This window comes from Henriciella algicola, assembly GCF_003576245.1.
In the GTDB taxonomy this organism is placed as follows: Bacteria; Pseudomonadota; Alphaproteobacteria; order Caulobacterales; family Hyphomonadaceae; genus Henriciella; species Henriciella algicola.
In genome coordinates, this window is the sequence record NZ_QWGA01000003.1 from 305,705 (window position 1) to 331,921 (window position 26,217).

A 26,217-nucleotide genomic window follows, 5' to 3' on the forward strand; every position below is an offset into this window, starting at 1 on the left:
CTTGAAGCAACAATTTGGCAAAGCAGCAGCATCACGCAGCCCGCATACACCCGTAAGCAAAGCAGAACGTGATCATCTCGTCGCAGGTAGGCAGAAGCCAACCCTCGCGCCAGAGCTACGCCCTAATGGCCGAACCGTTCAGTCCGTCCATGAGCGCATCGAGCGCCTGCGCGAGAAGCGCATCAGCGAAATCGAAAAGCGCCTTTCAGAGATGCGCGGTCAGCTCACCGAAGCTCACAAAAAATCATCCCACAAAGGCCGCGCTCGCGGCGCGTTTCGCGCCAAGTCTCGTGGCCGCGAGCGGGCATAATATTTTACCGTTCTTCCGATCTTAGGAATATTTTCCTTTACAGACCGGAGAATGAAGCATAATGTTCTATATTTGTTCTAAGAGGTGATATGGGTAAGACAGATTTACAATCAGCAATCAACAAGGCTCAAAAAGAGCGACAGGCCGAAAAGAAGAAGCCAAGCTTCTCAATCGATTTCGACAAGTATCTTCCTTATCTGGAAGATAGCGAAATCCCGGAAAGCGAGAAGCTTCAGCTTATCGAGACGCTCTATGCGATCATGCGAAGCCTAGTCGATATTGGCTTCGACATCCATCCGATTGGAGACGGGTGTGGACAAGTCTCGAAGGCGGCCAGAAAATTCACACCGGATTCCGGAAATAGCGTAAAATCGGAGGCAGATACGCTCGCGCCGAGATTTGGCGAAGAGGCGCGCGCTTTGGAGACCGCCGACGATGCGAGGTAGCCATGCTGGAATTCGAATGGACAGACAAAAAACCTAAGACAGGCTGCAAAGCCGTCCTCTATGCGCGCGTAAGCGCGCCTTCTCAGGTCAAGCGTGGCCAAGGCATTGATAGCCAGCTCACGCGCTGCCGTGAATTTGCCAAGCACAAGCAATATGAAGTCGCCGAAGTCTTTTCCGATGAGGGCGTATCGGGAAATTTGATTGATCGCCCCGGCATGCTAGCCATGTTGGATTGGCTGAAGCGCAACCACAATTCCGGCCCTTATGTCGTGATCATCGACGACATCTCGCGCCTCGCGCGTGGCATACGACAGCACCTCGATTTGCGTGATGCGATTGCAAAAACCGGCGCGAACCTCGAAAGCCCCGCGATTGAGTTTGGTCATGACGCCGATAGCCGCATGATCGAAAATATTCTCGCGACCATTTCTCAGCACCACCGCGAAAAGAATGCTGAGCAAACACGCAATCGTATGCGGGCGCGCGTGATGAATGGCTTTTACGTTTTTGCGCCAGTGTGGGGTTATAGCTACGGCAAGCATTCAAGTGGCGCAAAAATACTCGTCCCTGACGAAAACGCGCCGATCATCAAGGAAGCCCTCGAAGGCTATGCGAGTAATCGCTTTGAAAGCGCCGCAGAAGTCGCGCGCTGGCTAACGCAGTTTCCCTCAATCCCCAAGAACGGAAAAGGCATCGTTGTTCGGCAACGTGCCTATGAGCTGCTTCAGCGTTCGCTCTATTGCGGGCGTATCACTATCGAAAAGTGGAATCTCTATCTTCATCCAGGAAAGCACGAGCCGCTCATCTCTTTCGAGACCTGGCTCAAGATTCAGGAGAAGATCGAGGGCCGTTCCTATCGGCCTGCGAAATCGAACATCAATGAGGACTTCATCCTGCGGGGTGCTGTGACGTGTGGCACCTGTGACCATCCTATGACGGCGGGCTGGACGAAAGGCCGGAGCAAACATTACCCATATTATTACTGCCAGAACACAGGCTGCGCTGACTGGAAAAAGACGATCCGCGCCGAAAACATTCATGGCGAATTCGACGAGCTACTCAAAAAGATGCAGCCAAGCGGCAGTCTATTGAAGCTTGCGCGCGCTATTTTGAAAGACCTGTGGGAGCAACAAGCTGATGCGAGCCGCAATGTGGCATCTGATAGTCGTGCCGAAGTCGCCGCCCTCGATCGCAAGATCAGCACGCTAGTTGATCGCATTATGGAAACGGACAGTCCTGCGATCATCAACGCCTATGAGACGAAGGTGAAAACCTACGAAATGGAGAAAGCCAAGCTCCAGGAAGCGCATTCGAACCAGTCTCCTGCGCGATCATTCGAAGATCTATACCGAACCGCGTCCGGGTTGCTATCAAGCCCTTGGAATCTCTGGAGAAAGGCGGATTTTATGGAGCAAAAAAGGCTGCTCAGAATGCTATTTCCGAACAAAATTCAATACGCTAGAAATGGCGGCTACCGAACCGCCGGAATCGCAGCGCCATTCAGGCTTTTAGAGGATTTGCGCGCCCCGAAGTGCGGGGTGGTGGGCCCGGAGGGACTTGAACCCCCGACCAGACCGTTATGAGCGGTCCGCTCTAACCAACTGAGCTACAGGCCCTGATCGCATCGAATGTGCGGTTTGCAACATGACGCCGTCACGATCGTGCCGCAATGGCCTAATTGAATGGTGACTGCAAGTCCGCATCCCCCCGTGGACGCTAAAGGAGACGTAGAAGATGAAAATGCCATCAGCCCGCACCCTGCTCGCCAGTTCGGTCGTCGCAGCCGCCCTTGCCGGCGGTGCCGCGATCGCCCAGCAATCGGCCACGTCACAGGGCGTGCCGAACCAGCAGCCGGTGCCATCCAACCACGCAAACTCCATCCAGCCTGAAACGACGCTGTCCGTATCTGCTTCCGGCGAGGTTTCGCGCGCACCTGATATCGCGACGATAACCGCCGGCGTCGAGACCGAAGCAGAGACAGCATCTGCCGCGATGAGCCAGAATGCAGCGTCCATGGACGGCGTCTATTCCGCGCTTGAGGCAGCAGGTGTTGCAGGGCGCGACATGCAGACCTCGAACCTGTCGCTGCAGCCGCGCTATGACTATTCCAACCGCGACGGCGCCCCACCCCGCCTCGTTGGCTATACGGCCAGCAACCAGCTCAGCGTGAAAGTCCGTGACCTCGACAATCTCGGCCGCACGATGGATGCGATTGTGCAGGAAGGCGGCAATACGATTTCCGGGCTCCAGTTCAGCCTCGATGACCCGACCGAAGCGCGCAACGAGGCCCGCCGTCAGGCAATCCAGACCGCTGTGCGCCGCGCTAATCTCTACGCGCAGGAAACCGGCTACCGCGTTGCGCGCATCGTGACGATCAATGAGCAATCAAGCGGCGGCTATCAGCCCCAGCCGATGATGGCGATGCGCGCCGAGGCCGCCGATGCCTCGACCAAGGTCGCCCGCGGCGAAGTCAGCTATTCGGTGACGGTCGACGTGACGTTCGAGCTTCGCCAATAGGCGCAGCCGCAGCCCACGCGAGACATGAAAAAAGGGCGGGCCCAATCACGGGTCCGCCCTTCTTTTTATCTGAATGCGCCAGCGCTGGCCTAGTAAGCCGCGCTCGGCGTTTTCTGTTCGTTGGCATCGTCCAGCAGAACGACGGTCGGTGCGTGCTGGCGGGCTTTTTCTGCCTCGATGGACGCGAAGGCGGCAATGATGACCTTGTCGCCAACCGAGAAGTGGCGGGCCGCAGCGCCGTTCACGCCAATCGTTCGAGAGCCGCGCGGCGCTTCGATTGCGTAGGTCTGGATACGGGCACCATTGGTGACGTTCCAGATGTCGACGCGCTCATTCGGCAGGATGCCGGATGCGTCGAGCAGTTCCTGGTCGATGGAAACCGAGCCCTCATAGTGAAGGTCGCACTGGGTCACAGTGGCCGAGTGCAGTTTCGCTTTCAGCATGTTGAGAAGCATTTCGGGTCTCCAATGGCTCTCTGCATTTGCCCCAAGATATATATGGGCGCGATTGCCCCTACGTAAAGATGTATGACGCGCCGCAACAACCAGCGCCTTAAAGCATAATGGATGGCGCGGGTGAAGGGTTTCACGAGAATGCGCCATGAAATTATGCATGAGCACCCCTGTTAGACGTCACCCGTCGACGTAGATTACCTTGATCCGAGACCCATGACAGCCATGGCAAGCCGGGCGCAAAAGGACACCTCGGAGCTTATGTTCCTCGAAGATTATTCTGAATGGGTCGCCATCGCGATCATCCTCGTCATGCTGGTGAGTTTCCTTCTGGAACGCCTGCCGCCAGCCGCGACCGCCATTGCAGGCGCCGCTGCGTTTCTTGCGCTCGGCTATGTCGGTGAGGAGCCAGCACTCGGAGCCTTTGCCAACAGCGCCCCGATCACCATTGGCGCGATGTTCATCCTCGCCGCAGCCTTGCAGCGGACGGGCGTGCTGGAGCATCTCGCCTCACGCATACTCGCCCTGGCAGATACATCGCGCTTGGGTGCCATCGTACTCGTGGCCATGGTGACCATCGCGGCGTCCGGCTTTGTGAACAACACTGCTGTCGTCGTGATCCTGGTGCCCGTCGTCATTGCGCTGGCGCAGAAGTTATCGGTGTCCAAGAAGCGGCTTCTGATCCCGCTTTCCTACATCTCGATCCTTGGCGGCACGCTGACCCTGATCGGTACGTCCACCAACCTGATCGTTGCCGGTGTCGCCTTTTCACGCGGGCTGGAGCGGTTCAGCATCTTCGAGATTACCGGCGTTGGCCTTGTGACCCTCGGGGTGACACTCGGCTTTCTGCTGATCTTCGGACGGTGGCTGTTGCCATCAGGCGAAACCGATGAAGACGCCGACATCAGGCCTCAAACCTTCCTGACCGATATCTTTCCCAATGAAGATACCAAGGCAATCGGTGTCAGCCCTGATGACCTGCCAGCGCTGAAGGTGAAAGGCGTAAAGCTCGTCTCACAGCGGCGCGGCAACCGGATCGTGACAGCCAAGGATGATGACCGCGAGCTCGCCGCCGGTGACCGCCTGACCATCCGCGCGACGCTGGAAGAGCTGCTGACCTTCGCGGGCAGCGAGACGTTCAAGACGGGGCTGCGCCTTCGCCGTCACCATGCCGATGAGCCCAAGCAGGTTCAGGCGACGATCACGCCAACCGACTCAAATATCGGCCGCCCGCTCTCGCTCCTGTCCTATCTGTCTGATTATCAGATTACTGTGCGTGGCTTGGCGCGTCCGGGCAATCAGCCGGGACCGACGCTGGCGAGTTGCCGCCTGCGCGCCGGTGACAGACTGTTGCTGGAAGGCAGCGAGGCCACGCTTCGCTCGCTCGCAAACTCAACGCCTCTTGTGATCGAACAGGAAATCGACGCTGTTCCTTTCCGGCGCGGACATGCGCCGATCGCCATCGGCACGCTGACGGCTGTCATCCTTGCCAGCGCGCTGTTCAGCTTCCCGATTGTTCTCTCTGCGCTGATCGGTGTGGGGGTCGTCATGGCGACGGGATGTATTACGGCCACCGACGCGTGGCGCTCGCTTCAGGCCAACGTGCTCGCCCTCATCGTCGCCATGTTGATCGTCGGTCAGGGTCTGGAACAGGCCGGTGCCGTCGACGTGATCGTGTCGGGCGTATCGCCGCTCCTGCTGGCGGCCTCGCCCTTCATCGTGCTGTTGCTGATCTATGCGCTGACATCGGTCCTGACCGAGCTTGTCACCAATGCCGCTGTCGCTGTTATCATGACGCCGCTTGTGATCGAGCTGGCGAGCAATCTCGGCATGGATCCGCGCGCGCTGGTGCTGGCGGTAATGTTCGGGGCGAGCGCGAGTTTTGCTTCGCCCATAGGCTATCAGACCAATACGATCGTCTATACGGCGGGTGGCTACAGGTTTGCCGACTTCCTGAAGGTCGGCCTGCCTATGAATGTCATAGCAGGCCTCGCTTCATGTACGGCGATCTGGATGTTCTTCCTGTAGCTCAGCCTACCATTCGGCGACGATCTTGCCGAAGTGCTTGCCGGCCTGCTGATAGGCAAAGGCGTCGCCGAGCTCTCCAAGGCCGAAGCTCTTGTCGATGACAGGCTTCAGGCCGCCATGTTCGATGGCGCGGATGAAGTCCTGCTGGTCTGCGCGCGAGCCGACGATGAGGCCTTCCAGTCGCGCCTGTTTCTGCATGAGGAGCGCCGTTGGCACATCGCCGCTAACGCCGGTCAGCACGCCGATCAGCGCAATATGACCGCCGACACGCACCGCCTTGATCGATTGCGACAGAGTGCCAGCGCCGCCAACCTCGACCACGACATCTGCGCCGCGACCACCGGTGAGCTTTCCAACCGTCGAGCCCCATTTTTCGTCGCTCTTGTAATTGATCACATGGTCGGCGCCGAGCGCTTTGACCCGCTCCAGTTTCTCATCCGAGGAAGAGGTTGCGATCACTTCAGCGCCCATCATCTTGGCGATCTGGACCGCGAAAATCGACACCCCGCCTGTTCCGAGCGCAAGAACCGTGTCCCCGGCTTTAAGGCCGCCATCGACCACGAGGGCGCGCCAGGCTGTGAGGCCTGCCGTCGTGATCGTGGCCGCTTCAGCGTGGCTCCAGCCCGTCGGCGCTTTGGTGAAGCTCGTCGCCTTTGCCACCACAGCTTCGCGCGCATAGCCGTCAATGCCGTCGCCCGGCGTGCCGGAGAAGTCTGACACGCGCGCCGGACCGGCCAGCCATTGCGGGAAAAAAGTCGAGACGACATGGTCGCCTTCAGCAAAGTCGCTGACGCCTTCGCCGATCGCTTCAACGACGCCTGCCCCATCTGACATGGGGATGCGTCCGTCGGCTGGCTTGCTCTGGCCAGAACAGACGATGAGGTCGTGAAAGTTCAGCGACGTCGCATGCAGGCGCACGCGGATCTCGCCCGGCCCCGGCTTTCCGGCATCATCGATATCGACGAGGTTGAGTTTGTCGAAACCACCCGGGGCGGCAATCTTCACGGCTTTCATGGCAAGGCTCCTGCGATATCTGTCTGCGCCCCAGAGGTTGGCCCGCGCATCCCTATCGGCAAGCCCTGCCGCCGCGATTTTCTAGATCCGCCAAGGCGGAAACCTGCGATAGTCACCCGCCTGATAGAGGCAGATCCGGTTACCTGCCGGGTCTCTCAGATAGGCTTCACGCCAGCCCCAGCTCTGGTCTTCGGGCGGGCTCAGAAAGTCGAGCCCCGCTCCCGTCAGACGCTCATATTCGGCATCAAGGTCATCCATTTCGAAATAGATGAGCGGCTCGTCGCATCCCTGCCAGCCTTCGACATGGTGCAGAGAAAAGGTCGCTGGTTCGCCGCCATCTGCGTCCGGGCACTCAAAGCGTGCATAGCGCGGCGGGCTGTCGACGATCTGGATGAGGCCGAGCGTCTTGTAGAAGGTAACGCTGGCGGCGTAGTCGACGCACGGCACAGTGACCTGATTAAGCCTCATGGTCTCTACCCTCCCAGATGCAGGACGACTTCGCGCCGGTGTGGGCGGTCGCGGTTTTCGAACAGATAGATGCCCTGCCAGGTGCCCAGCATCATGGCGCCATTCTGTACCGGGATGGAGAGCGATGTCTGCGTCAGCGCTGTCTTGATATGGGCGGGCATATCGTCAGGCCCTTCGCTATTATGGCGCACCCAGCGCATCGAGGCTTTATCGGTATGCGGAACCAGCCTGCAAAAGAACTCATTGAGGTCAACCAGTACGTCCGGATCGGCATTTTCCTGAATGAGCAGAGAGCAGGATGTGTGGCGCACGAAGAGGGTGAGCAGACCCTCATGGACGCCCGCATCGCTCAGCGCGGCTTCGACCTGCGCCGTGAAGTCGTAAAGGCCGGGCCCGGATGTCTGCAGTGTCAGCGTGGTGATCATGGCGGCTCCCTTCGCTGAAGAGTGCCGTGATCAGCCCTAGGAATGCAACCGCGCTTCAGGCGGCTTCCAACTCTCCAGGCACCTCGCAGGCCGCGACAGACTGAGAGATCAGCTCTGCCTCTCCGAAGATGGTCATGAAGCTGATATCGGCGGCATCACGCCCGCAGATGATGCGGACGAGCTTTTCAGGCTCTGCCATGCCCGTCGGGTCGACCAGGTGCCAGTTGCCGTCCAGCCAGACATCGACGACGGCATGGAAGTCAGGCGGCGTCAGCCCCGGTGCATAGGCCGACACCATGCGCGCAGGGATACCGACCGCGCGGCAGAAGCTGATCAGGACATGCGCATAGTCACGGCAGACGCCAGCGCGCGAGGCGAACGTATCGGCCGCCGTCGTCTTGGCGTTGCTCGCGCCGGGCGTGTAGGTGAAGGCACCGCGAATCCAGTCGATCATGGCGAGCACCTGATCGCCGCCATTCAGGTGCGCGAACTCTGTCCAGGCAAAGCTCTCAAGGTCTGCGCCGGCGGAATAATGGCTCGGCATCAGGAAGCCGATCACGCTGGCTGGCAGATGCGGACGGGGCGGCACACGGCGCCCGGCGATGGAAAGCTTGGGCCGCAGGACATTCACGGTCGCCTGATAGCGGAGGGAAACGTCGCCTTCGGCCACCATCCAGTTGCGCCGGTCATTGCGGCTTGCATAGCGCACGCCCTGAAGAAGGCTCTGCCCATTAGAGGAAAGCTCTTCGCTGACGATATACTGGTCGCGTCCCGGCCGCGCGCGCAGGGCCAGCAGCACGTCGGATTCGTGCGGAAAGCGATAGTCAAGGCGGGCGTCGATCGTCACGCGCATGGGGAAGACTTTCAATGTAGGATGGCACTCTGGCGGCGCGCTGTTACCTGTTCATTGAACGCGGTTCAAGAGCTTGTGGTTGCCGGAACTGCAAGCTTTTTCGTTGACATCGCTGACCAGCCTTCCTTTATATTGTGCACAATATTATTGCTCAGCGATAAAGGAGAATGGAATGAGCGAACTCTATGTTACGGAAGTGACGGCGACGGGCGGTCGTCAGGGCGACATCAAATCAGATGATGGCATCCTGCAGCTTGAACTCGCCCCGCCAGCAGGCCTCGGCGGCCCGGGTGGCAAGACCAATCCGGAACAGATGTTTGCCGGCGGGTTTGCGGCCTGTTTCGGCAATGCCGTGATCCACACGGCCCGCGCGCAAAAGCTACCGGTAAAGGACCGCGACGTTGAAGTCGTCGCCCGCGTCGGTCTCGGCCCGAACGGCACTGGCGGCTTTGGCCTGAGCGTCGCGCTTGAGACCACGATTGCAGGCCTCGATCGGGACGGTGCCGAGAAACTCGTCGAAGCCGCCGAAAAAGTCTGCCCCTACTCCAATGCGGTGCGCGGCAATGTGGATGTTGCGTATAGCGTGAAGACGCGGTGATATCGCGTCCATCATGACTGAAGACCAGCACCCGGACGATCCACTTCGCCTCGACCGTCAGATCTGTTTCCCGCTCTATGCAGCGTCGAACCTGATCAACAGGCTGTATCGTCCGGTGCTGTCAAAGCTCGGCCTGACCTATCCGCAATACCTCGTCATGCTGGCCCTGTGGGAACAGGCGCCGCGCACGGTCGGGGCCCTCGGCGAAGCGCTCTATCTCGATAGCGGGACGCTGACCCCGCTGCTCAAGCGGATGGAGCAGGCCGGGCTTCTGACGCGCAAGCGCGACCCGGAAGACGAACGCCGCGTGCAGGTCGCCCTGACCAGCGAAGGCCGCGCCCTGAAAGCCGAGGCCCAGCGCGTCCCGGAAAGCCTGACCGCCGGCTTCGAGGGCGACCCTGCTGAAGTCGAAAAGCTCCGCGACAGCGTCCAGGCGCTGGTCGCGACGTTGGCGCGCCACAACCGAGACTCCTGACGGATGATCAGTCAGGCCGTCCTATCCGATCAATGAGTTCCAGCGCCGCCATAGGATCGCGGGCCTTTGCGCCTGAGATGAAGAAGGCATAAACATCGCGCGTCTTCGACCACGCCTTCAGCGTACCCGCCCGCTTATCGAGCGCTGAGGGCGCATAACCTGCCTTGTATGTCTCGCGGCTCTCCTGAAGGCGCGCATAGGCGAAGCTCGCCGTCTCCACGTCCGGCATCGGCCAGTCCTCGGCGTCAGAATAGACAAGCGCGCAATCGTGCTGGCGCAGCATGTCGGTGAAAGCTTCGGTCTTGAACGTGTCGTTGCGCACTTCGATGGCGTGGCGCAGTTGCACGCCGTCACTCTCTGCTGGAAGCGCGCCGAGAAAGGCTGAAAAATAATCGGCCTCGAACTTGCGGCTCTCAGGAAATTGCCAATTGATGGCACCGAGCCGGTCACCAAGCTTCGTGACGCCTCCGGAGACGAACCAGTCGATCGCCTCCTTCATCTCAGCGGCGGCTTTGCGAGACGTGGTGAAACGCTGCGCCTTCACTGTGAACTTGAAGCCATCGGGCGTCTGCTCTGCCCAGTTCTCGAAAACGTGTGGCTTCTGGTTGCGATAAAAGGTCGAGTTGATCTCGATCGCCGTCAGCTGGCGCGAGGCGTGTTCAAGCTGGCGCTTCTTCGCGAGGTCAGCCGGGTAGAAGGTCTCTTCCCAAGGCTCATAATTCCAGCCTCCAATGCCGATGCGTATGGGGTGGATCATAGATCAATGCTCCGATTAAAAAAGGCGGCCCGTGGGACCGCCTTTTCAAACTTAAGTATCCAAGAAGCTCCGCAGCTTCCGGCTTCGGCTTGGGTGCTTGAGCTTGCGTAGCGCCTTTGCCTCGATCTGACGGATACGTTCGCGCGTCACGCTGAACTGCTGGCCGACTTCTTCCAGCGTGTGGTCAGTGTTCATGCCGATGCCGAAGCGCATACGCAGGACACGTTCCTCACGCGGGGTGAGCGATGCGAGCACGCGGGTCGTGGTCTCGCGAAGGTTGGACTGGATCGCACTGTCGACAGGCAGCAGCGCCATCTTGTCCTCGATGAAGTCGCCGAGGTTGGAGTCCTCGTCGTCACCAATAGGCGTCTCCAGCGAGATCGGCTCTTTCGCGATCTTCAGAACCTTGCGGATCTTTTCCAGCGGCAGACCAAGCTTTTCAGCAAGCTCTTCCGGGGTCGGCTCACGGCCAATCTCATGGAGCATTTGGCGCTGGCTGCGCACGATCTTGTTGATCGTCTCAATCATGTGCACCGGAATACGGATCGTGCGGGCCTGGTCAGCGATGGACCGGGTAATCGCCTGACGGATCCACCAGGTCGCATAGGTCGAGAATTTGTAGCCGCGGCGGTATTCGAACTTATCGACCGCCTTCATGAGGCCGATATTGCCTTCCTGGATCAGGTCAAGGAATTGCAGGCCGCGATTGGTGTATTTTTTGGCGATGGAAATCACGAGGCGCAGGTTTGCCTCGACCATTTCCTTCTTGGCGACGCGGGCTTCGCGCTCACCTTTCTGGACGCGCTGGACGATCTGGCGGAAATCGTCGATCGGAATACCGATCTCCTGCGACACGGCCGTGATTTCGTCACGGATTTCGCCGATCTGATCGCCCTGGCTCTCGAAGAAGCTTTCCCACTTCTTCTTGGACTTGGCGTTCTCGAGCGTTTCTTCCTGCCAGTTCGGGTTGAGCTCATTGCCGAAATAGCTTTCGAGGAATTCCTTGCGCGGCACGCCCTTGGCGTCAGCCAGACGCATCAGCTTGCCTTCAAGGCCCATCAGCTTCTTGTTGATGGCGTAGAGCTGTTCAACAAGCGCTTCGATACGCGCATTGTTGATGTGCATCGTCTTGAGATTGTCGACGATGGACTGAGCCAGCGTGTCGTATTCCTCGCGGGCATCGGCGGTCAGCGCCTTGCCAGCCATGCGGCGCTCAACGAGGCGCTCCTGCAGCTTGCGGTACTGACCGAAGGCGAGCGCGATCTCGTCCAGCTTGCCAAGCACGCCGTCACGAAGTTCGGCCTCCATGGCAGACATGGACATGGCCTGACCTTCTTCCTCGTCCTCGCGTTCTTCGCGGGCAAGGCGTTCCTCGGTCGTTTCGTTCTCGCGCTCTTTGGCCTCTGCTTCTTTTTCTTCCTCGGTCTTCTCGCGCGGCTCTGGCGTCGGGTTTTCCGCGCCATAGGTCGTTTCAAGGTCGATAAGGTCGCGCAGGAGGATGCGCTCATTCATGAGCTCATCGCGCCAGACCATCATGGCCTCAAAGGTCAGCGGGCTCTCGCAGAGGCCGCGGATCATCGCATCACGGCCAGCCTCGATACGCTTGGCAATCGCGATCTCGCCTTCACGCGACAGAAGTTCAACCGCGCCCATCTCGCGCAGATACATGCGCACGGGGTCATCGGTGCGGTCAGAACCGCGCGCATTGCCCTTTTTGGCAACAGCGCCGGTGGTGCCCGTCTTGGCAACAGCCGTGCCCTTGGACGCGCCTTCAACTTCGTCTTCGTTCTCGACGACTTGGATACCCATTTCAGAAAGGGCTGACATCGTGTCTTCAATCTGGTCGGAGGACAGCTCCTCCGATGGAAGGACGTTGTTCAGCTCTTCATGCGTGACATAGCCCTTGGACTTTGCCTGCTTGATGAATTTCTTGATCTTCGAGTCGTTGAGATCGAGCACCGGACGGTCGTCGGTCTCGACTTCGGCGCCTTCATTGTCACGCTTCTGGGCTTTCGCCATCTAACTCTCCCGCCTGTTGCAGCTTGCCCCCTGCAACATTCAAACAATCAACTGGCCGATCAGTCCTGATCGGTTTGTTCTGCTGCTTCATTGAGACGCGCCACACGTGCCTCACGTTCCGCCACTTCATGCCGACGCCGTCGCCAATTCTCAGGTGACGCTGTCACCTCAGCCTTGGCCACGTCGCCAAATGCGCTGGCGTCGTCGCGGGCCACGTATTGCTCGAGGGCGATAAGCCATTCCCGTTCGTCAGCTCCATCGGGAGCTATAGCAGTTGTTGCGGGATAAGAATTGAGCAAGTCAGCAGCGCGCATGTTTCCAGACTGCACTAAATGGGTCGCGATTGCGCTGCGGTCAACACCTGCGCCTGCGTCAGGCCACGAAATGATCACATCGCGCAAGGTTGCGACATCCTCATCAAGGAAGATCGCCATGGAGAGTAGCTCAAATCCGACATCGATCAGATGGGGCGAATCAATGGCGCGCACCAGCAGGCCGAGGCCCCGCGTCTTCGCCGGTGCGCTGGTCTGGTGGGCTCCTTTGACCGGCGCGTCGGACCGCCCAGCGGGGCTACGCGCGCGCCGGCGCATCTGCCAGAGATGGTCATTCTTGCGGGATTTCAGCTCCTGCTCATAGGCCGCGCGCACACCTGCATGCTGGATCGTGGCCGCCGCCTGCATCAGACGCGCTTCGAGCCCGGCCTGCCTTTCGGGCGTATCGAGCGGTTCGGCGTCACGCTCCCGGCGCCAGAGCACCTCAATCAGCGGTACTGAGTTGGACAGCGCCTGTTTCATCGCTTCCGCGCCGGACTGGCGGATGAGGTCATCGGGGTCCATCCCCCCAGAGAGCAGACAGAAGAACAGGGTCCGCTCTGGCTGGAGATGTGGCAGCGCGCGCTCAATCGAGCGGTAAGCGGCGCGAAGCCCCGCTGCGTCGCCATCGAAGCAGAGCACAGGCTCTGGCCCTGCGCGCCACAGAAGACTGAGCTGGTCTTCGGTCAGCGCCGTGCCGAGCGGGGCGACGGCATGACCGATCCCCGCCTCTGCCATGGCGATGGCGTCCATATAGCCTTCGGTGACGATCAGCCCGCCTTCATCGGTGCTGCCGAACGCTTCGCGCGCATCCTTGTAGCGATAGAGCACCCGCCCCTTGTGAAAGAGCTCTGTGTCATTGGAATTGAGGTATTTCGGCTTGGCATCCGGCTGTAGCCCCCTGCCCCCGAAGGCGATGACCTGACCGCGCACATCGGTGATCGGGAAGATAACGCGCCCACGGAAGCGGTCATACGGATCGCCCCCGCCCTCCCTCACGACAGCGAGGCCCGCATCGATAATTTCCTGCATGCCGAAGCTTTCGGCCTTCAGATGGTCGATCGTCTTGCGCCAGTCATCGGGCGCATAGCCAAGCCGGTGACGCGCCCAGGCCGCCGCGCCTAGCCCGCGATTTTCAAGATATTCGCGCGCTTCGGTGCCTTCGGCGGTGCGCAGCCGCTCCTCGAAGAATTGGCAGGCCGCTTCGCAGCAGGCATAGAGCCGCTTGCGACGGTCATAGGTCTCTTCGTCCTGCGGCGTTGCCTTGGGCAGCTGCATGCCAGCTTCGTCGGCTAGCTTCTCGACCGCCTCCATGAAGGACAGCCGCTCGGTCTCCATGACGAAAGAGATGACGTCCCCGCCAATACCGGATGAGAAGTCCTTGAAGATGCGCTTCTGGTCGTTGACGTAAAAGCTCGGGCTTTTCTCATTGGTGAAGGGCGACAGGCCGACCCATTCCTTGCCCTGCTTTTTCAGCTTCACCTTGCGCCCGATGACATCGGACGGCCGGATGCGGGCCTTCAACTCCTCGACGAAGCCATCTGGTATGCGAATGGAAGCTGACATGAACGCCCAGTGTAACGCAGATGCCGCCCCAAGGGCCACTCTCCAATGCGGCGATCCACAGCCCCGCCCCGGCCTGTGGATAACTAGGCGGGAACGGCGCCTGCCGCTGCCTCTTCCTCAACGCGGATATAGCCTTCGCGCGGCAGGAGGATCCAGGCAATGATCCCCGCCATGACGTCGACCGCCACATGCACGATGATGCCCGGCCAGAGCGAGCCAGAGAGGACATAGGTCAGGGTCATGATGATCGTGACCGGCAGAATGCGGACCAGCCCCTGCACGCCCTGATAGATGTGGGCGAGGATGAAGACACCAATCGCCGCCAGTGCCGCCACCCAGAGCGGCATCACAAGGGCCAGTACGCTAATCAGGAAGGCGCGGAAGATGACTTCCTCGGTGATGCCTGCCGTAATCGCGACCAGAAAGAAACCCCAGCAGTCGCGGCGGCGACGCGGCATCAGCGCGTCATAGTCGCCAGAGCCGAACATGGACTGGCGCAGCGTCTCCTGGACTTCTGCATCACGGCGTATGGCTGGCAGCTGGGCACACTGAAGCGCCAGGAAGCCGAGCGCGATCGCCCAGGCCGCGAACATGCCGATGCCACTGCCCCACGCGACACCGAGCGTCTCCAATGACCGGCCTGACGAGGTCCATGCCCAGACACTGATACCGCAGAGCAACCAGAGAAGTGAGCCTGTCACCGTCCAGTGAATGAAAGGACTGCGCGTCGGCCGGGCGGGCTTGCGGATGCGCCGATAGATGTCCGAGGCCATGCCGCAGACCCAGAGAAGCAGGATCGCCCCAAGGCCTATGGCGAGTTCGCGTTCTGTCTGAATGAAAGTTTCCATGTTGCACCTATCGGCGCCGCGTTTCGCAAACCGTATGCGCGGCGGTGTCGTTGAGCCCTCTGCTGCTTGAAAGCTCGCTCACTCTCGCCTAACATGAAAGTGAATTCACATTCACATATGAGAAAGAAGCTTCGATGTCAAACAGCTTTGCCCGGCCAGCGACGCAGACGCGGTCCATCAAGACCCAGCAAAAGCTGATGGACGCCCTCGAGGCGCTGCTGCGGGAGAAAGACTTTGACGCGATCTCGGTGCCTGACCTTGCAGCCGAGGCAGGCGTCGCGGTCGGCACCGTATACCGCCGCTTTGAGAACAAGGAGGCGCTGATCCCTCTTCTGTTCGAGCTCTGGACGACCCGCAGCGCGCTGCAGATGGAAACCGCCGCCGTTAAGGCCGAGGAAGTGACATCCGCAGACCTTCGCCAGCTTCTGCGCACACAGATGCGCGCTGCCTACAGCTTCATCCGCGAGCAAGCTCATATCCTGCGCGCGGTGCACTTGCAGGGACGGCTTCGCCCGCAGCTGATCGGCGAGGATTGGAAACAGCTCTGGAAAGATGCGCTGGCAGGCAACCGGGCCTTTCTGGAGCTTGTGAAAGACAGGATCGGCCAGTCAGATCTCGACCGCGCGGCAGAGATGATGATCTACATCGCCAATACGGCGCTCGTCGAAAAAGCCCTCTTCAATGAGGACGGCCCGGGTTACGTCGTCTCAGCGGAAGGCGATGCCTTCGCGGACGAGATTGCCGATATTGTCTACGGGTATCTGTCGCTCGGGCCTGCCTGAGCCAGCCCGTGCCTAGCGCAGCGCCTGACGGACAGCCTTGCCGGCGGTGCCTGTGTCGATACGGCCGGGATAGCGGCTTTGCAGCTCCGCCATGCAGCGGCCCATATCTTTCAGCTTGGTCGCTTCCAGATCGTTCACCACGGCATCGACAGCGGTTTCGAGTGCTGCACCCTTAAGCGGCTGCGGCAGGAAGGACTGGAGGATCTCCATTTCCTCGCGCTCGCGCTCTGCATCCGTGATGCGGCCTGACTCGTCGAACTCACGCGCTGATACTTCGCGCTGGGCCACCATGATCTCGAGCAGCTTGCGAACCTCAGTGTCTTCGCACCCCGCGCACTGGCCCTGTCCACGGGCCGTGACATCACGGTCGCGCATGGCACAGCTTACCAGACGCAGCGTGCGCGCACGAATGCCTTCGGCATCGTCGGCTTCAGCTTTCTGGAGTGCGATCAAAACACGGTCGCGGATCGTGTTAGCTGGAGAAACGTCTGTCTGTCCCATACCTGCTCTTTTATACATGGACCTCGAACTTGACGCCCGGGTCACTGCACGCCTATCTCACGCCGCCGAAGGATGAGGTCTGTTTGTGACCGAAACCCTAATGGCGTCTGACAGGACGCGAGGAGATACGCCCATGACCACCGGAAATCAACATGATTCACCAGCAACCGGCGCGATTGCGTTGGCAGATGGAACGGTTTTCCTGGGCCACGGTTCCGGCGCCGCAGGCGTTGCAGTGGGGGAGCTCTGCTTCAACACCTCGATCACCGGCTATCAGGAAATCCTCACCGACCCGTCCTATGCAGGCCAGGTCGTTCTGTTCACCTTCCCGCATGTTGGCAATGTCGGCGCGAACCCGGAAGACCATGAGGAATCCTCCGCTGAGGCAGGCCGCGCCGCCACCGGCGCCGTCTTCCGTGAGCCAATTTCGCCGCCGTCCAACTGGCGCTCACGCGACCATTTCGACGCCTGGCTGGCGAAGAAGAACATCACCGCTGTCTCCAATGTCGACACGCGCGCGCTGACCCGCATCATCCGCGAGGGCGGCATGCCGAAATGCGCCGTCGCCTACGCACCGGACGGCAAGATCGACGTCGAAGCACTGATCGAAGCGGCGCGGGCCTGGGAAGGCCTAGAAGCAGCCGACCTTGCACTGAACGTCGTTGGCGATGCCGCCTATGACAATTCAGAGCGCCTCTGGGACCTTGCCACCGGCTTTGCCAATAATGAGCAGACAGACTTCCACGTCGTCGTGCTCGACTATGGCGTGAAGAAGAACATCCTGCGCAACCTCGCCCATGTTGGCGCGCGCGCGACCATCGTTCGCGGCGACACCCCGTTTGAAGAGATCATGAAGCTCAACCCGGACGGCGTTGTCCTGTCGAACGGCCCCGGTGACCCGGCGGCGACCATCAAACGCTGCGGTGACACGATCAAGAATCTGATCGACAGTGGCAAGCCGCTGCTCGGCATCTGCCTTGGCCACCAGCTTCTTGCGCTCGCACTGGGGGCTCAGACCAAGAAGATGCCGCAGGGCCATCACGGCGCGAACCATCCCGTGAAGGATTTCGAGACCGGCAAGGTCGAGATCGTGTCCATGAATCACGGCTTCACCGTCGATACGGCGACGCTGCCGGACGGCGTCGAGGAAAGCCACCGCTCGCTCTTCGACGGCACCAATTCGGGCCTTCGGGTCAAAGGCAAGCCGATCATCTCGGTCCAGCACCACCCCGAGGCGAGCCCCGGCCCGCAGGACAGCTTCTACCTGTTCCAGCGCTTTGCAGGCTTCATGAAGGACCAACAGAGCTGAACGCCATCTCCCCTCCCCCTGAAGCGCTTTGCGTGGGGGACAATCGTATCGGCGCGATTGCCGACGATCTCGCAACCAAAGGATGGAGCTGGCAGCCCGGCCTGCTCCCGGATGCGCTGACATCGGCGCTGCGCGCTGAACTCATCGTCCGCGATGCCGCCTCTGACCTTGGCCCTGCCGGTATTGGCCGCGAGGACGACTTCCATGTCGACCGGTCTGTCCGGCGCACGCGCATCACCTGGTTTGATGGATCGACGCCAGCCCAGCAGGACTTTCGCGGCTGGACCGAAACGCTGCGCAATGCGCTCAACCGCGAACTGATGCTCGGCCTGTTCGAGATGGAAGTCTGCTTTGCCGTCTACCCGCCCGGCGGGTTCTATGACCGCCACCTCGACAGTTTTGCAGGCGCGCGAAACCGCGTCGTCTCCCTTGTCGCCTACCTCAATGAAGACTGGGACGACGCGCGCGGCGGTGCACTGGCAGTATGGAATGAAGGCGCAGGCAAGGACGATGCCCCCGCCGCCCGCATCATTCCGCAGCCCGGCGGCGTCGTTCTCATGCTGTCAGAAGCCATTCCACACGAAGTCGAAGTTACGCAGGAAACCCGCTACGGCCTCGCCGGCTGGTGGCGCGTGAACCAGTCCGGCGTCGGCCGCATTGACCCGCTGAGCTGATTTTCCACCCAACACAGCCTCATGGTGAGCCTGACGAACCACGCTCACCATGAGGCTGTGGTGGATTTTGATTAAACCCGCGCCCCCAACCGCTCTTCGCGCAGCGCTTTCAGCTTCGGCCCAAGCGTCGTTTCGAAATAGCGGTCGCAACCGATGCACATATTCTCGACCGTGCGCCCTGACCCGTCGACGGCGCTCGACATCTCCCTGAAGGCCTCAGCATCCTCCATCATGGCGTCTGGCGCACCGCGATTGATCGCCTGTATCTCTGGCAGCGTCCCGACGCTGGCCAGGATGTCCTCAAGCCGCTCCTCGGTCAGCTTGCCAAGCGGGGCCTTGGTCTTGAGACAACACGGATAGATTGACCCGTCAGGCTCGATCGCGACTTCTGAGCCTGCTTGTCCAAGGTGGAGGAAGTTCTTGCCACCAGACCAGCGCGCGCAGAAATTCGTGTCATAGCCTGCATTGGAAAGGCCATTGGCCCAGGCCCGGCCACGCGGCCAGAGTTCGCCAATCCAGAGGTCTTCCTGCGCGCCGAAGAACAGGAAGGTCGGCCCCTCCGGGCGCTTTTCCTGTTGTGCTGGCATATTCAGCTTCTTCGATTTTGCGCCGCCCAAAGACACTTCGCTGACGCCGCGCGACGCCATCAGGTCCCTTATCTCCTGCATGAAGCGGAATTTCTTTTCGCCTTTCATGCCGACATGGAAGTCATCGATAGATGCGATGGCGATGCTCTCGACGCCGAGTTCAAGGCATTCGTCGAGGATTTGCGGCGTCAGCACATCACCTGTCATCTGCATGGAGATTTTCGGCGCCTTCGCCCCCCAGCGCGACTTGATCGCCCGGAGGACTGGATAGAACAACTCCTCGCGTACCCCGTCGATCAACAGTTCGCCGCCTGCAAGGATAAGGTTTGTGCGCTCACGCGTGCCGCTTTGCGGGTCGGCCCAGCTCATATCGTCGGGCAGATTGGCGAGAATTCGCTCGTACGAGGTCTGTCCCTCGGCAACGACATTCTTCAGGGCATCGCGCACATAGGGCCGGAAACGGTCGTCATAACAGTGCTTGCATTTGCGATGGCAGGCCCAGGTGAGGACCCAGTAGATAGACTGCATTTTGCTTCCCGGCGTCTGGTTCAACCTCCAGCGCTAAAGCAAGTGACCGGCCCTTGCGAGAGCCGGTCACGATAATGTGTGTCTGTACAGACTATTGCGGATAGTTGACCGTCTCGGTGATGGCCGCTCCGTCGGCGTCGACAGCGACTTTCACGACATCAAATGTCGGCATGCCGCGCAGCGCAGACTGGTTGCTCATCGCGTAGCCTTCATCCGGCCAACCGCCCTCGGTCATATCGAACTCGCCATTATTGTTGAGGTCGTGCCAGACAGACACCGAATACTCGCCTTCAGGCAGGTCGAACGAGACCGTCACCGTGCCGGCTTCCGGGTCTTCGATCTTCTCGCCGGCAATGCCGTCCCATTTCATGAACTGCTCTTCGGTCTGAACACCGACATAGAGCGGCACGCCGCGATCCTCGACGCCCTCAAGCGTAACGGTCAGCGGTGCGGCGATAGCCGGGGCCGCAACAGCGCCAGCGATCAGGGCGGTGGTGATGATTTGCTTCAACATGGCAGTTTCCTTTCTTTCTGCAATGCACTTTGTATTGCAAAGCTTATGACTGCCGTCAAGAGCACTTTGTAAATCAAAGTACGATTTCTTGGCTGGTCTATGTTCGAGAGGCGCACAACGAAAAAAGCGGCCCGCGATGGGGCCGCTTCCTTATTGTTCTCCTGAATGCGCGCTCTTACTCCGCGCCGTCCAGCTCCAGCACGTCCTGAAGGAACAGCGTTTCGGCCTCGCGCTGGAAGTCACGGTTCGACTTTTTGGCAAAGCCGTGACCTTCATCCATGGCGAGCAGGAACCACGCCTCGCCGCCATTCTGGCGCACGGCTTCAAGGATCTGCTCTGCCTCGGACGCTGGCACGCGCGGGTCGTTCGCGCCCTGGATGATGAAAAGCGGCTTGGTGATCTCGCTCGCATTGTTCAGCGGTGAAATCTCTTCAAAGAAGGCCGCAATCTCCGGGTCGCGCTCATCGCCATATTCGGCCCGGCGAAGGTCGCGGCGATAACCCTTGGTGTTCTCAAGGAAGGTCTTGAAGTCAGAGATGCCGACAATGTCGATGCCGCCCGCGAGGCGGTCATTGTAATCGACCATGGAGGCCAGAACCATATAGCCGCCATATGAGCCGCCATAGACGAGCACGCGGTCGCTATCGAGGTCGCCCTGGCCGTCGATCCAGTCGAGCAGCGCACCAATGTCCTCGACCGACTTCTTGCGGTTCAGGCCATTGTCGAGGCTTACATAGGTCTTGCCATAACCGGCAGAGCCACGGACGTTCGGCACGACGACGGCCGCGCCAAGTTCATTCGCCCAATACTGGTAGGTCGAAGAGAAGTAAGGCCGTGACTGGCCTTCAGGCCCGCCATGGATCGAGACGATGACCGGATAGGGCCCCTCGCCTGCCGGGCGATAGATGAAGGCCGGAATGTCCATGCCGTCAGCGTTCGGATAGTCGAACATCTCCGGCTCGACGAAGGCGGCGGTATCGAGCCCGCCCACTTCGGCTTCGGTCCAGCGGGTGAGCGCCAGCGTCTCGACATCGAAGGACCAGGCATCGGCCGGGCTGGTCGCGCCGACAAAGGTAAAGCCGACGCGGGCGCCCGTGCTGTCAAATTGCGGACCGGCTGCGATCCCTGTCGGCAGGTCAGGGCCGTCGGTCACCTCGCCGCTTTCGATATCGAGCAGCTTGATCGTGCCAAGGCCGCCCTCATTGACCGTGAAGACGACCGTGCTGCCATCCGGCGACAGGTCATAGCCTTCGACGTCCCAATGGATATCGCTGGTATAGACCGTCATCTCATCAGACCCCGGCACGAGGCGGACGAGGTTCTTGAACTCCGAACCTGCATCGGTGGAGGTCAGCACGCTGCCGTCCGGCAGGAAATAGAGGCCATTATAGGCGACTTCTTCGCCAGGGCGGATTTCGGTCATCTCGCCCGTCGCGACATTGAAGGTGAAGATGTCGCTGTCCTGAATGGAGATATAACGCTGGATGGTCACCATGCTGCCATCGGCGGAGAAATCGACGGGGAAAAGCGCGCCTGTGCCGTCGCCTTCGAAGACAGTCCCAATGCTGGCCGGATCGGCCGGATTGCCCATTTTCAGGTCGTAGTCAGCCTCGCCATCGCGCGCTTCGTAGAAGAAGACCTGCGAGCCATCATCAGTCCAGACATAGCCGCCATTGCGCGTACCTGCTTCGGTAAACCGTGTGACGCCGCCGCTCGCCATGTCGAAGAGGTAGCCCTGATAGAATTCATCCCCGCCGGTATCCTTGGAGAAGACAAAACTGCCACCCGCCGGGCTGACAGAGGCGCCGCCAATCGGTTCATCATAGAAGGTCACCTGACGGCGCGCGCCGAGCGGCATCTTCACCTGGTGGATCTGGCTGACCTCGCCAAAGCGGGTCGCGATCAGCACGCCCTCATCGGTCCAGTCGGCAAAGCCGTGCGTGCGCACATTCTGATACTGGCGCAGCTTCTCGCTCACCGCTTCCGGTATGTCCGGAATGTTCTCCATGACGAGATTGCCTTCGGTCACGCGTTCGGCAGTCGTCGGCGCCATGGCCTCCTGCGCGCTGGCGAAAGGGGCCGAGATGAGCGCTGCCGCAGCCACACCAGCAAGGGCGGTCGTCTTGTAGAACATTGAGTGTCTCCTGATCGCGTGAAATGGCTGGCAACGGACGCCGCTAGCCTGTCAGGAATGAGTATAGGCGGCTCGCCTGCCTCGTGAAGGCCGCAGGCCGGTCCAGAAGGCGATTAATGAGGTGTGCCCTGGTTGGACCTGGCGCAGGGAATGGGGCAGACAGATTGCAGGCCCTCTCGTGACTGGAGCACACCATGAAACATCCCGACCTGCCCGCCGAGGGTGGATGCCGCTGCGGCGCAGTCCGCTTCCGAGTCACGCAGCAACCGCTCATCACCATGGCCTGCCACTGCACGGGCTGCCAGAAAATGTCGGGAAGTGCCTTCTCAACCAGCGTTGCTTTTCCGACGGAAGGCTTCGAAATCATCAAGGGTGAGCCCGTCATTGGCGGGCTGAAGCTCGAGGAGCTGCCCCACTATTTCTGCCCGGACTGCATGAGCTGGATGTTCACGCGCCCTGCCGCGCTCGATTTCATGGTCAATGTCCGCGCGACCCTTTTCGATGAGACAGGCTGGTACGCGCCTTTCGTCGAGACCCAGACGGCCGAAAAGCTCAGCTGGGCCGAGACCGGCGCGCCGCACGGGTTTGAGCGCTTTCCCGGACCTGACGATATGGGCCCGCTGATCGAGACCTATGCGAAAGCGGCGGCCGCAGCCGCCTAGCGCAGCGGGCCGCAATTGGCCTCATACATCTCGATATATTCCGGCATCCAGTCGCGGAAGTTCTGCGCGCGGGTCTCTGAGGCCGGGTGCGTTGACATCCACTCAGGCGGGCGCTGACCGCCGCCGAGCGAGCCCATACGCTCCCACAGCTCCGGCGCCTCACGCGGGTCGTAGCAGGCCCGCACGAGCAGCTCGAGGCCAATGCGATCAGCTTCAGTTTCATGCTGGCGCGAGAAGGCCATGAGGCCGCCCTGCGCCGCCACGCCCATCGCGCCCAGCACCATCTGGCGCTGGCTTGGGTCCATATCGCCGACACCCACGCTGACGGCTGCCATGCCGAGCTGCGCAAGCTGGCTCTGGCTCATCCGCTTGGCGCCGTGATGCGCCATGGCGTGGCCGATCTCATGGCCCATGACGACCGCCAGCTTGTCAGGGTCGTCAAGGTCGGCCAGCGTTACTTCACCGTCGAAATTGCCGGTCACATCCATGATGCCGGTATAGACGGCGACATAGCCACCCGGCAGGCAGAAGGCGTTCGGCTGGTCCGACTGGATGACGTTATAGGTCCAGGCGAAATCCTCTGAGACGGGTGTAAACTCCCACCCTTCAGCGAGGAGGTCGCGCTCATATTCCACGGCAGCGCGCTGCAGGCGCTCACCAATCTCCCGCACTTCACTCACGACATCGCGGGCGACTTCGCTCTGACAGCCATCCAGGCAGAGCACGTTCGACCGTTCCTGCTGCAGGATCTGCGCATAGGACTGCGCGCCCAGTTCACTCGCCTGCGAGATCGAGATGGCGTTGAATTCCCGCTCACCGGAGAAGGGGTTCACTTCCTGATTGCTGAAATAGTACAGCGCGAGGCCCGCGAGGCCGAGAAGAATGACAATGAAACGTCCCAAGTGCGTCCCTCACTTTTTGCTGAGCATAATAAGCCTTAACGCGTAACTAGTTCCAAAGCCGCCCTCTTGAAAGAGTTGAAGCCTGGAAGCGTTGACAAGGCCACAATGTCTGACAAGTCTCGCCCACGATGACCGACACCTCAAAACAACATGTTCGCCGCAGGCTTGGCCGCGATCCGCTGCCCAGCAAGATCATCGACGTTGTCGCCGAATGGGCGCTCTATGCGTCCGTTGCGCTCATCATCATGGGTATCTCCCAGCCTTCCATCATGAAGCCGAACTATGTGGGCATCATGATCGAGTACAATCTCTGGGGACTGGTTGAGACGCTGATTGAACTCGACCTCTTTTTCCTCGGCATGGTGGTGGTCTTCTTCTCGGGCGTCTTCCCGCTCGCCAAGACATTCATCGCCGCCATCATCTTCCGGCGCGGCGCCCCGCCCAGCCCGAAGCTCGCCTTGTGGCTCAACGTACTCGGCAAATGGTCAATGCTGGACGTGTTTCTGGCCGCCCTGCTGATCGGCCTGTCGCAGACCATGGCCTATGTCGGCTTCCATCCGCGAATTGGTCTCTACTATTTCGCGGCAGGCGTGATCCTGAACAATATCGCGACCATGCGGCTATCCTTCGCGCGCTGGAAACCGGTCAGCTAGAGAAGCGGCTCAACCGCCTCCAGAGGCCCTGCCTCGTCGCCATTCCCATGGCCTTCGTCATCAGATGCGCTCGCGCCGCGCCTGGCTGCTGCAATCGCAGCGAGGTGCGAGATGTCACGCGCCTGAAATACGCCAGCATAGCTGTACCAGATCAGCAGGAGCAGAATGACGGCCGCAGCCGCAATGCCGCCCAGCATGGCCTCAACGCCGGCATAATCGAACAATGCCTGCACCGTGCCCGGAAAGAACTGGTTGAGGATCACGAGAAAGCCGACAGGGATGGTGATGTTTGCGATCAGGCTGAGCCGCATCGCCGCCTCTGCCTGCTCCAGATTGATCCGCGCATAGGTCCGGAAGATGACAAGTTCCCTGTCAGAGAGCTTTTTCAGCTTCGGCATGAGTTGCGCGGCGCCCTTTGAGCCTGTCAGTCGTTCAAGGCGTTTCGGACCGGTGCCGACGCTGAGCCCGCTCGCCCACGACCGGCGCGGGCGCATGCCGCGAAAGTTCGAAAAGAGGTGCATCGCTTCGCGCCAGAGCCGATCGGCCGTGCTCGCTGCGCCTTCATCGTTTGCCATGGAAGTCCCCCGGCCCTGCTTGTCTCACATCACCATCCACCTTAGCCTGATCACCTACCGCGCCGATAGCATTGCGCTTCAGCCCTCCATGACTAGATGTACCGCATGACAGACCAAGCCCAAAATAAGCCCAAGCTCGAAATCCGCGTCATTCCGACGACGCCGCTGCAACAGAACACCTCTCTCATCTGGTCGATCGAGAGCAAGGAAGGCGTCTTCGTTGATCCAGGCGGGGACATCGACAAGCTGATGGGCGCGGCCAAGGAGTTTGGCGTGAAGATCGTCGGCGTCTGGCTGACCCATGGCCACATGGACCATGCGGGCGCTGCCGCCGCCGTGAAAGAGCGCACCGGCTGTGAGATCATCGGCCCGCACAAGGACGACCAGTGGCTTCTGGACGAGATTGAGTCCTCCGGTCAGCGCTATGGCATCACAGACGGCAAGAACGTGACGCCGGACCGCTATCTGGATGATGGCGATGAGCTGGAGCTTGATGGTGTGAAGTTCGGCGTGGCCCACACACCGGGTCACACACCCGGCCATGTCGTGATATATAATGAAAGCGGTGCGCTGGCCTTTGTGGGCGACGTCCTCTTCCGCGGCTCTATTGGCAGGACCGACTTTCCGCGCGGCAACCACACCCAGCTGATCGACTCTATCACCTCGAAACTCTGGCCGCTCGGACCTGAAATCCGCTTTATCCCGGGCCACGGCCCGATGAGCACGTTCGGGCAGGAGCGTCAGGACAATCCCTTCGTCGCGGATGCCCTCACCGGCTATGCTGGCGCAGCGAAGCAGGCCGCGAGCGAAATCGACCAGAAGCTGTCGAAGCGGTATAGCTAAGCCTGACAGGTCCAATCTGAAGCGTCTTGAGGGAGCCGATAGTCTGATGACCGACCCTGAGACGCCGCTCAGCCCCGAAGAAGCCAAGCGCAGGGCATCGATCCGCTATATCCTTCGCCGCCGGGGACGCGCCAACAACGCGCGCAAATTCGGGCGCTGTCGTGAAAAGCTGGGCGGAATTCGGCGAAGTGAATTTCAAGCCGGACGGCGATTCCGGCTGGGGCCGGTATCTTAGCGCAGTCGTGGTCATCGGCTTATTGATTGCCCTACCCTTTGCCTATAGCGCCCACGACCCCGAGGGCTACGAATTCGCCTCGGCATGGGGCATTGTGCTGGCGTCAGTGGTCGGCATCATCCTGCTCATCGGCGCCGCCGCTTTTGCCGTGGTCGTCCTGTCGTCAATTTGGCGAGGGCTATCGGCATTATTCTCCGGGTGATAATAGCAGGCTTGATCCCCGTCCATCGC

Annotated in this window: 29 protein-coding genes and 1 tRNA gene; 14 read left to right on the forward strand and 16 right to left on the reverse strand. The window is 60.4% G+C overall.

Features of this window, described 5'->3' with window-relative positions; all coding sequences use genetic code 11:
• The first annotated feature begins 1 nt into the window (after position 1).
• From D1222_RS01965 to D1222_RS15940, 3 genes are all read left to right on the forward strand, one after another.
• Complete coding sequence (locus D1222_RS01965) at positions 2–310, forward strand: hypothetical protein (protein WP_119452558.1); 309 nt, start codon at positions 2–4, stop codon at positions 308–310.
• Positions 311–399: 89 nt separating this feature from the next.
• The gene (locus tag D1222_RS01970; RefSeq protein ID WP_119452559.1) at positions 400–756 is read left to right on the forward strand and encodes a hypothetical protein; all 357 of its coding nucleotides are present in this window, start codon (positions 400–402) and stop codon (positions 754–756) included.
• Between the two features lie 2 nt (positions 757–758).
• Positions 759–2,339 (forward strand): recombinase family protein, encoded by a 1,581-nt coding sequence (locus D1222_RS15940; protein ID WP_407646733.1) that lies wholly within the window; start codon positions 759–761, stop codon positions 2,337–2,339.
• On the opposite strand, the gene D1222_RS01990 is transcribed toward D1222_RS15940, so the two are convergent.
• A tRNA-Ile gene (locus D1222_RS01990) sits at positions 2,296–2,372 on the reverse strand. The genes D1222_RS15940 and D1222_RS01990 overlap by 44 nt on opposite strands.
• 118 nt (positions 2,373–2,490) lie before the next feature.
• On the opposite strand from D1222_RS01990, the gene D1222_RS01995 reads away from it, so the two are divergent.
• Positions 2,491–3,273, forward strand: a complete 783-nt coding sequence (locus tag D1222_RS01995; protein WP_233348468.1) for an SIMPL domain-containing protein — start codon at positions 2,491–2,493, stop codon at positions 3,271–3,273.
• Between the two features lie 89 nt (positions 3,274–3,362).
• Here the strand turns inward: D1222_RS01995 and panD are convergent, their stop codons facing one another.
• Positions 3,363–3,728, reverse strand: coding sequence for an aspartate 1-decarboxylase (gene panD / locus D1222_RS02000; RefSeq protein ID WP_119452561.1), 366 nt, complete (start codon positions 3,726–3,728; stop codon positions 3,363–3,365).
• A gap of 213 nt (positions 3,729–3,941) precedes the next feature.
• Between panD and D1222_RS02005 the strand changes: the two genes are divergently transcribed.
• Positions 3,942–5,753 carry an SLC13 family permease gene (locus D1222_RS02005; RefSeq protein WP_119452562.1) on the forward strand — a complete coding sequence of 604 codons (1,812 nt, stop codon included), beginning with the start codon at positions 3,942–3,944 and terminating at the stop codon, positions 5,751–5,753.
• Positions 5,754–5,759: 6 nt separating this feature from the next.
• On the opposite strand, the gene D1222_RS02010 is transcribed toward D1222_RS02005, so the two are convergent.
• The 4 genes from D1222_RS02010 to D1222_RS02025 all read right to left on the reverse strand — a co-directional run bounded on the left by D1222_RS02010 (position 5,760) and on the right by D1222_RS02025 (position 8,513).
• Positions 5,760–6,767 carry a zinc-dependent alcohol dehydrogenase family protein gene (locus D1222_RS02010; protein WP_119452563.1) on the reverse strand — a complete coding sequence of 336 codons (1,008 nt, stop codon included), beginning with the start codon at positions 6,765–6,767 and terminating at the stop codon, positions 5,760–5,762.
• Positions 6,768–6,848: 81 nt separating this feature from the next.
• Positions 6,849–7,235: a VOC family protein gene (locus tag D1222_RS02015; protein ID WP_119452564.1), complete on the reverse strand. Its 387-nt coding sequence runs from the start codon at positions 7,233–7,235 to the stop codon at positions 6,849–6,851.
• Positions 7,236–7,240: 5 nt separating this feature from the next.
• Positions 7,241–7,660, reverse strand: coding sequence for a secondary thiamine-phosphate synthase enzyme YjbQ (locus D1222_RS02020; protein WP_119452565.1), 420 nt, complete (start codon positions 7,658–7,660; stop codon positions 7,241–7,243).
• A gap of 55 nt (positions 7,661–7,715) precedes the next feature.
• Positions 7,716–8,513, reverse strand: coding sequence for a transglutaminase-like domain-containing protein (locus D1222_RS02025; RefSeq protein ID WP_119452566.1), 798 nt, complete (start codon positions 8,511–8,513; stop codon positions 7,716–7,718).
• 172 nt (positions 8,514–8,685) lie between these two features.
• On the opposite strand from D1222_RS02025, the gene D1222_RS02030 reads away from it, so the two are divergent.
• Positions 8,686–9,111, forward strand: coding sequence for an organic hydroperoxide resistance protein (locus D1222_RS02030; RefSeq protein ID WP_119452567.1), 426 nt, complete (start codon positions 8,686–8,688; stop codon positions 9,109–9,111).
• A gap of 13 nt (positions 9,112–9,124) precedes the next feature.
• Positions 9,125–9,586: a MarR family winged helix-turn-helix transcriptional regulator gene (locus tag D1222_RS02035; RefSeq protein WP_119452568.1), complete on the forward strand. Its 462-nt coding sequence runs from the start codon at positions 9,125–9,127 to the stop codon at positions 9,584–9,586.
• 7 nt (positions 9,587–9,593) lie between these two features.
• On the opposite strand, the gene D1222_RS02040 is transcribed toward D1222_RS02035, so the two are convergent.
• The 4 genes from D1222_RS02040 to D1222_RS02055 all read right to left on the reverse strand — a co-directional run bounded on the left by D1222_RS02040 (position 9,594) and on the right by D1222_RS02055 (position 15,087).
• A complete protein-coding gene (locus tag D1222_RS02040) occupies positions 9,594–10,343 on the reverse strand; it encodes a DUF72 domain-containing protein (RefSeq protein ID WP_119452569.1) in 750 nt (249 codons plus the stop codon).
• A gap of 51 nt (positions 10,344–10,394) precedes the next feature.
• Entirely contained in the window at positions 10,395–12,362 is a 1,968-nt protein-coding gene (gene rpoD, locus D1222_RS02045; RefSeq protein WP_119452570.1) for an RNA polymerase sigma factor RpoD, read from the reverse strand.
• A 59-nt stretch (positions 12,363–12,421) separates the two neighbouring features.
• Complete coding sequence (gene dnaG / locus D1222_RS02050) at positions 12,422–14,239, reverse strand: DNA primase (RefSeq protein WP_119452571.1); 1,818 nt, start codon at positions 14,237–14,239, stop codon at positions 12,422–12,424.
• A gap of 83 nt (positions 14,240–14,322) precedes the next feature.
• On the reverse strand, positions 14,323–15,087 hold the full coding sequence (locus D1222_RS02055; protein ID WP_119452572.1) for a CPBP family intramembrane glutamic endopeptidase: 765 nt from the start codon (positions 15,085–15,087) through the stop codon (positions 14,323–14,325).
• A gap of 134 nt (positions 15,088–15,221) precedes the next feature.
• Between D1222_RS02055 and D1222_RS02060 the strand changes: the two genes are divergently transcribed.
• On the forward strand, positions 15,222–15,869 hold the full coding sequence (locus D1222_RS02060; protein ID WP_119452573.1) for a TetR/AcrR family transcriptional regulator: 648 nt from the start codon (positions 15,222–15,224) through the stop codon (positions 15,867–15,869).
• Positions 15,870–15,881: 12 nt separating this feature from the next.
• Here D1222_RS02060 and D1222_RS02065 read toward each other — a convergent pair whose 3' ends face one another.
• Positions 15,882–16,370, reverse strand: a complete 489-nt coding sequence (locus D1222_RS02065) for a GatB/YqeY domain-containing protein (RefSeq protein WP_119452574.1) — start codon at positions 16,368–16,370, stop codon at positions 15,882–15,884.
• 133 nt (positions 16,371–16,503) lie between these two features.
• On the opposite strand from D1222_RS02065, the gene carA reads away from it, so the two are divergent.
• Both carA and D1222_RS02075 read left to right on the forward strand, forming a co-directional pair.
• Positions 16,504–17,679: a glutamine-hydrolyzing carbamoyl-phosphate synthase small subunit gene (gene carA, locus D1222_RS02070; RefSeq protein ID WP_119452575.1), complete on the forward strand. Its 1,176-nt coding sequence runs from the start codon at positions 16,504–16,506 to the stop codon at positions 17,677–17,679.
• A 32-nt stretch (positions 17,680–17,711) separates the two neighbouring features.
• The gene (locus D1222_RS02075; protein ID WP_233348469.1) at positions 17,712–18,353 is read left to right on the forward strand and encodes a 2OG-Fe(II) oxygenase; all 642 of its coding nucleotides are present in this window, start codon (positions 17,712–17,714) and stop codon (positions 18,351–18,353) included.
• 71 nt (positions 18,354–18,424) lie between these two features.
• On the opposite strand, the gene D1222_RS02080 is transcribed toward D1222_RS02075, so the two are convergent.
• From D1222_RS02080 to D1222_RS02090, 3 genes are all read right to left on the reverse strand, one after another.
• Complete coding sequence (locus D1222_RS02080) at positions 18,425–19,468, reverse strand: SPASM domain-containing protein (protein ID WP_119452577.1); 1,044 nt, start codon at positions 19,466–19,468, stop codon at positions 18,425–18,427.
• A gap of 91 nt (positions 19,469–19,559) precedes the next feature.
• The gene (locus D1222_RS02085; protein WP_119452578.1) at positions 19,560–19,982 is read right to left on the reverse strand and encodes a DUF2141 domain-containing protein; all 423 of its coding nucleotides are present in this window, start codon (positions 19,980–19,982) and stop codon (positions 19,560–19,562) included.
• A 175-nt stretch (positions 19,983–20,157) separates the two neighbouring features.
• Positions 20,158–22,116, reverse strand: coding sequence for a S9 family peptidase (locus tag D1222_RS02090; RefSeq protein WP_119452579.1), 1,959 nt, complete (start codon positions 22,114–22,116; stop codon positions 20,158–20,160).
• Positions 22,117–22,310: 194 nt separating this feature from the next.
• Between D1222_RS02090 and D1222_RS02095 the strand changes: the two genes are divergently transcribed.
• Entirely contained in the window at positions 22,311–22,778 is a 468-nt protein-coding gene (locus D1222_RS02095) for a GFA family protein (RefSeq protein ID WP_119452580.1), read from the forward strand.
• Here the strand turns inward: D1222_RS02095 and D1222_RS02100 are convergent.
• Complete coding sequence (locus tag D1222_RS02100; protein WP_119452581.1) at positions 22,775–23,680, reverse strand: M48 family metallopeptidase; 906 nt, start codon at positions 23,678–23,680, stop codon at positions 22,775–22,777. The two genes, D1222_RS02095 and D1222_RS02100, sit on opposite strands and share 4 nt — an antisense overlap.
• Before the next feature lie 128 nt (positions 23,681–23,808).
• Between D1222_RS02100 and D1222_RS02105 the strand changes: the two genes are divergently transcribed.
• Positions 23,809–24,333 carry a paraquat-inducible protein A gene (locus D1222_RS02105; RefSeq protein WP_119452582.1) on the forward strand — a complete coding sequence of 175 codons (525 nt, stop codon included), beginning with the start codon at positions 23,809–23,811 and terminating at the stop codon, positions 24,331–24,333.
• Here the strand turns inward: D1222_RS02105 and D1222_RS02110 are convergent.
• Complete coding sequence (locus tag D1222_RS02110; protein WP_119452583.1) at positions 24,330–24,908, reverse strand: hypothetical protein; 579 nt, start codon at positions 24,906–24,908, stop codon at positions 24,330–24,332. The two genes, D1222_RS02105 and D1222_RS02110, sit on opposite strands and share 4 nt — an antisense overlap.
• 105 nt (positions 24,909–25,013) lie before the next feature.
• Between D1222_RS02110 and D1222_RS02115 the strand changes: the two genes are divergently transcribed.
• Positions 25,014–25,751, forward strand: a complete 738-nt coding sequence (locus D1222_RS02115) for an MBL fold metallo-hydrolase (RefSeq protein WP_119453688.1) — start codon at positions 25,014–25,016, stop codon at positions 25,749–25,751.
• A 161-nt stretch (positions 25,752–25,912) separates the two neighbouring features.
• Positions 25,913–26,188, forward strand: a complete 276-nt coding sequence (locus tag D1222_RS02120) for a hypothetical protein (RefSeq protein ID WP_119452584.1) — start codon at positions 25,913–25,915, stop codon at positions 26,186–26,188.
• Positions 26,189–26,217 lie beyond the last annotated feature (29 nt).

Excerpts from the sequence above, each read along its gene's own strand:
- D1222_RS02005 (WP_119452562.1), top strand. The coding sequence starts at position 3,942 with ATGACAGCCATGGCAAGCCGGGCGCAAAAGGACACCTCGGAGCTTATG.
- D1222_RS15940 (WP_407646733.1), top strand. The coding sequence starts at position 759 with ATGCTGGAATTCGAATGGACAGACAAAAAACCTAAGACAGGCTGCAAA.
- D1222_RS02020 (WP_119452565.1), bottom strand. The coding sequence starts at position 7,660 with ATGATCACCACGCTGACACTGCAGACATCCGGGCCCGGCCTTTACGAC.
- D1222_RS02010 (WP_119452563.1), bottom strand. The coding sequence starts at position 6,767 with ATGAAAGCCGTGAAGATTGCCGCCCCGGGTGGTTTCGACAAACTCAAC.
- D1222_RS02095 (WP_119452580.1), top strand. The coding sequence starts at position 22,311 with ATGAAACATCCCGACCTGCCCGCCGAGGGTGGATGCCGCTGCGGCGCA.
- D1222_RS02055 (WP_119452572.1), bottom strand. The coding sequence starts at position 15,087 with ATGGAAACTTTCATTCAGACAGAACGCGAACTCGCCATAGGCCTTGGG.
- D1222_RS02090 (WP_119452579.1), bottom strand. The coding sequence starts at position 22,116 with ATGTTCTACAAGACGACCGCCCTTGCTGGTGTGGCTGCGGCAGCGCTC.
- D1222_RS02025 (WP_119452566.1), bottom strand. The coding sequence starts at position 8,513 with ATGCGCGTGACGATCGACGCCCGCCTTGACTATCGCTTTCCGCACGAA.
- D1222_RS02040 (WP_119452569.1), bottom strand. The coding sequence starts at position 10,343 with ATGATCCACCCCATACGCATCGGCATTGGAGGCTGGAATTATGAGCCT.
- D1222_RS02110 (WP_119452583.1), bottom strand. The coding sequence starts at position 24,908 with ATGGCAAACGATGAAGGCGCAGCGAGCACGGCCGATCGGCTCTGGCGC.
- D1222_RS02115 (WP_119453688.1), top strand. The coding sequence starts at position 25,014 with ATGACAGACCAAGCCCAAAATAAGCCCAAGCTCGAAATCCGCGTCATT.
- D1222_RS02030 (WP_119452567.1), top strand. The coding sequence starts at position 8,686 with ATGAGCGAACTCTATGTTACGGAAGTGACGGCGACGGGCGGTCGTCAG.
- D1222_RS01970 (WP_119452559.1), top strand. The coding sequence starts at position 400 with ATGGGTAAGACAGATTTACAATCAGCAATCAACAAGGCTCAAAAAGAG.
- D1222_RS02015 (WP_119452564.1), bottom strand. The coding sequence starts at position 7,235 with ATGAGGCTTAATCAGGTCACTGTGCCGTGCGTCGACTACGCCGCCAGC.
- D1222_RS02060 (WP_119452573.1), top strand. The coding sequence starts at position 15,222 with ATGTCAAACAGCTTTGCCCGGCCAGCGACGCAGACGCGGTCCATCAAG.
- D1222_RS02065 (WP_119452574.1), bottom strand. The coding sequence starts at position 16,370 with ATGGGACAGACAGACGTTTCTCCAGCTAACACGATCCGCGACCGTGTT.
- rpoD (WP_119452570.1), bottom strand. The coding sequence starts at position 12,362 with ATGGCGAAAGCCCAGAAGCGTGACAATGAAGGCGCCGAAGTCGAGACC.
- carA (WP_119452575.1), top strand. The coding sequence starts at position 16,504 with ATGACCACCGGAAATCAACATGATTCACCAGCAACCGGCGCGATTGCG.
- D1222_RS02080 (WP_119452577.1), bottom strand. The coding sequence starts at position 19,468 with ATGCAGTCTATCTACTGGGTCCTCACCTGGGCCTGCCATCGCAAATGC.
- D1222_RS01995 (WP_233348468.1), top strand. The coding sequence starts at position 2,491 with ATGAAAATGCCATCAGCCCGCACCCTGCTCGCCAGTTCGGTCGTCGCA.
- D1222_RS02085 (WP_119452578.1), bottom strand. The coding sequence starts at position 19,982 with ATGTTGAAGCAAATCATCACCACCGCCCTGATCGCTGGCGCTGTTGCG.
- dnaG (WP_119452571.1), bottom strand. The coding sequence starts at position 14,239 with ATGTCAGCTTCCATTCGCATACCAGATGGCTTCGTCGAGGAGTTGAAG.
- panD (WP_119452561.1), bottom strand. The coding sequence starts at position 3,728 with ATGCTTCTCAACATGCTGAAAGCGAAACTGCACTCGGCCACTGTGACC.
- D1222_RS02035 (WP_119452568.1), top strand. The coding sequence starts at position 9,125 with ATGACTGAAGACCAGCACCCGGACGATCCACTTCGCCTCGACCGTCAG.
- D1222_RS02105 (WP_119452582.1), top strand. The coding sequence starts at position 23,809 with ATGACCGACACCTCAAAACAACATGTTCGCCGCAGGCTTGGCCGCGAT.